The sequence below is a fragment of the Kitasatospora sp. NPDC059812 genome (assembly GCF_042732075.1).
GTDB lineage: Bacteria > Actinomycetota > Actinomycetes > Streptomycetales > Streptomycetaceae > Kitasatospora.
Genome location: NZ_JBHWIO010000028.1, coordinates 92,090 through 95,656, shown reverse-complemented (window position 1 = coordinate 95,656; position 3,567 = coordinate 92,090). Strand labels below are relative to the sequence as shown.

Below are 3,567 nucleotides of genomic sequence, written 5' to 3'. Positions count from 1 at the left end.
CGCCCGGTTACATTCCGAACCCGGAAGCTAAGCCTTACAGCGCCGATGGTACTGCAGGGGGGACCCTGTGGGAGAGTAGGACGCCGCCGAACAATCATTCGAGAGAAGCCCCCGCCGGGTGAACCTGGCGGGGGCTTTTCTGTTGTAGGGTCAACGTGCATTGTCATCACACGGGACAGGAGGCCCCCGGGTGGAGGTCCAGGAGACGCGGGTCCAGACCGATCGCGTCCTCACCATCCCCAACCTGCTCAGCATGGGCCGGCTGGTCGGTGTTCCGCTTTTTCTCTGGCTGATTCTCTGGCCGGTTTTCGATGGCCCCAACAACGATGGTTGGGCGCTGCTGATCCTGATGCTGAGCGGTGTCAGCGACTACCTCGACGGGAAACTCGCGCGGCGGTGGGGGCAGGTCAGCCGGGTGGGGCAACTGCTCGATCCACTGGCCGACCGGCTCTATGTGCTGTCCACGCTGGTCGGTTTGACCTGGCGTGAGATTCTTCCGTGGTGGGTGACGGCGATTCTGCTGGCCCGGGAAGTATTTATCGGCGCGCTGCTTCCCATTTTGAACCGGCACGGTTACGGGCCGCTCCAGGTGAGTTTTCTGGGGAAGGCCGCGACCTTCAATCTGATGTACGCGTTTCCGCTTCTCCTGCTCGGCAGCGTGGACAGCTGGATCGCGCGGCCGGCCGAGGTGGTGAGCTGGGCCTTCATCTGGTGGGGGACCACGTTGTACTGGTGGGCCGGTATTCTTTACGCGGTTCAGGCCAGGCGGATCACCCGAGCGGGCTCGACGGGCTCCGCGTCCGCAGTCTGAGACGTGATCTGAGAGAAGTCCCACGCCGCATCGGTGCGTCGGACGATACCTTCCGGGTAGGGATCCCTCTGGAACGGTTTGATGGACCTGTAGGTCCACCACCGCAAAGGAGGACGCACCCGTAATGAAAGCCGTTGTCATGGCAGGGGGCGAAGGAACCCGACTCCGCCCGATGACCTCAAGCATGCCGAAGCCGCTGCTTCCGGTGGCCAATAGGCCGATCATGGAGCACGTGCTTCGGCTGCTGAAGCGGCACGGCCTCTCCGACACCGTCGTCACCGTCCAGTTCCTGGCCTCACTGGTCAAGAACTACTTCGGTGACGGCGAGGACTTGGGCATGCATCTGACCTATGCCCACGAGGAGACGCCGCTAGGCACCGCGGGGAGTGTCAAGAACGCCGAGGACGCGTTGAAGGACGACTCCTTTCTGGTGATCTCCGGTGACGCGCTGACCGACTTCGACCTCTCGGAATTGATCGACTTTCACCGCAGCAAGAACGCACTGGTCACCGTCTGTCTCACCAGGGTGCCGAATCCCCTCGAGTTCGGTATCACGATCACGGACGACGACGGACGGGTCGAGCGCTTCCTGGAGAAGCCGACCTGGGGGCAGGTCTTCTCGGACACTGTGAACACCGGTATCTACGTGATGGAACCAGAGGTCTTCGACTACGTCGCAGCAGGTGAGTCCGTCGACTGGTCGAGTGACGTCTTCCCGCAATTGTTGAAGGAGGGCAAGCGGGTCTACGGCTACGTCGCCGAGGGCTACTGGGAGGACGTGGGCACCCACGAGAGCTACGGCAAGGCCCAGGCGGACGTCCTGGAGGGCAAGGTCGACGTCGAGCTCGACGGGTTCGAGATCTCGCCGGGCGTCTGGGTGGCCGAGGGTGCGGAGGTGGACCCGGAGGCGGTGCTGCGCGGGCCCCTGTACATCGGGGACTACGCCAAGGTCGAGGCCGGTGTCGAGATCCGCGAGCACACCGTGCTCGGCAGCAACGTGGTGGTCAAGCGCGGGGCCTTCCTCCACAAGGCGGTCGTGCACGACAACGTCTACATCGGGCCGCAGAGCAATCTGCGCGGCTGCGTGGTCGGCAAGAACACCGACGTGATGCGGGCCGCCCGGATCGAGGACGGCGCGGTGATCGGGGACGAGTGCCTGATCGGCGAGGAGTCGATCATCGGTGCGAACGTCCGGGTTTATCCGTTCAAGACCATCGAGGCCGGCGCCGTCGTCAACACGTCGGTGATCTGGGAGTCCCGCGGCCAGGAGCACCTGTTCGGTGTCCGTGGCGTGTCGGGGATCCTGAACGTCGAGATCACCCCGGAGCTGGCCGTGCGGTTGGCCGGCGCGTACGCCACGACCTTGAAGAAGGGGGCGACCGTCACCATTGCGCGTGACCACTCGCGTGGTGCGCGTGCGCTCAAACGGGCGATGATTTCGGCGCTCCAGACGTCGGCCATAGACGTTCGCGACCTGGAGAACGTGCCGATGCCGGTCGCCCGGCAGCACACCGCGCGGGGGAGTGCGGGCGGGATCTTCCTGCGGACCACGCCGGGGGTGCCCGACTCGCTGGACATCCTCTTCTTCGACGAGCGCGGGGCCGACCTCTCGCAGGCCGGCCAGCGCAAGCTGGATCGCGTGTACGCGCGCCAGGAGTACCGGCGGGCCTTCCCCGGTGAGATCGGGGACCTGACCTTCCCGTCCAGCGTCTTCGACTCCTACGCGGGCAACCTGCTGCGGGCCGTCGACACCACCGGGGTCCGGGAGGCCGGACTGAAGGTGGTCGTGGACACTGCGCACGGCAGCGCCGGCCTGGTTCTGCCGAGCATCCTCGGGCGGCTCGGAGTGGAGGCGCTCACCGTCTCCAGCGGGCTGGACGAGGCGCGGCCGACGGAGGACGCGGAGGAGCGGCGGGCCGGGCTGGCCAGGCTCGGCGAGCTGGTGGCCTCTTCCCGGGCGGCCTTCGGCGTCCGCTTCGACCCGGTCGGCGAGCGGGTCGCGTTCGTCGACGAACTGGGCCGGGTGATCGACGACGACCGGGCACTGCTGGTGCTGCTGGACCTGGTCGCGGCCGAGCGGCGCAGCGGGCAGGTGGCGCTGCCGGTGACCACGACCCGGATCGCCGAGCAGGTCGCCGCGTACCACGGCACCCAGGTCATCTGGACCACGACGACGCCGGACGACCTGGCGAAGGCGGCCGCCACCGAGGGCACGGTGTTCGGCGGGGACGGGCGCGGCGGTTTCGTGGTGCCGGAGTTCAGCGGAGTGCTGGACGGGGCCGCGGCCTTCGTGCGGTTGGTCGGCCTGGTGGCGCGGACCCAGCTCACGCTGAGCCAGATCGACGCGCGGATCCCGCAGGCGCACATCCGTCGCCGGGACCTGGCGACGCCGTGGGCGGCCAAGGGGATGGTGATGCGCTCGGTGGTCGAGGCGGCCGGCAGTCGGCGGCTGGACACCACCGACGGCGTCCGGGTCGTCGAGGCGGACGGGCGCTGGACGCTGGTGCTGCCGGACCCGGCCGAGGCGACCACCCACCTGTGGGCGGAGGGCCCGGACGACGAGGCGACCGAGGCGCTGCTGGACGAGTGGGCGGCGGTGGTCGACGGGGCCGGGCGGTGACGACACCGGCCTGATCGTCCGACGGTCCTGACGGTCGGGGGGGGGGGGGGGGGGGGGAGGGCCCCCCCCCCCCCCCCACAAAAAAAACCAAACAAAAAAAAAAAGTTTTATTTTTTTTGTGAGAAGGGTGGGGTTG

The 3,567-nt window shown here is 67.3% G+C and carries 2 protein-coding genes and 1 rRNA gene; all 3 read left to right on the top strand.

Annotated features, from left to right (window positions below; all coding sequences use genetic code 11):
- Window positions 1-92 (top strand): 5S ribosomal RNA (gene rrf / locus ACFV6D_RS16850); the annotation flags it as partial.
- A gap of 98 nt (window positions 93-190) precedes the next feature.
- The gene (gene pgsA, locus ACFV6D_RS16845; RefSeq protein ID WP_063350199.1) at window positions 191-811 is read left to right on the top strand and encodes a CDP-diacylglycerol--glycerol-3-phosphate 3-phosphatidyltransferase; all 621 of its coding nucleotides are present in this window, start codon (window positions 191-193) and stop codon (window positions 809-811) included.
- Between the two features lie 124 nt (window positions 812-935).
- The gene (locus ACFV6D_RS16840; RefSeq protein WP_063350200.1) at window positions 936-3,431 is read left to right on the top strand and encodes a mannose-1-phosphate guanyltransferase; all 2,496 of its coding nucleotides are present in this window, start codon (window positions 936-938) and stop codon (window positions 3,429-3,431) included.
- Window positions 3,432-3,567: the final 136 nt, after the last annotated feature.

Excerpts from the sequence above, each read along its gene's own strand:
- ACFV6D_RS16840 (WP_063350200.1), top strand. The coding sequence starts at position 936 with ATGAAAGCCGTTGTCATGGCAGGGGGCGAAGGAACCCGACTCCGCCCG.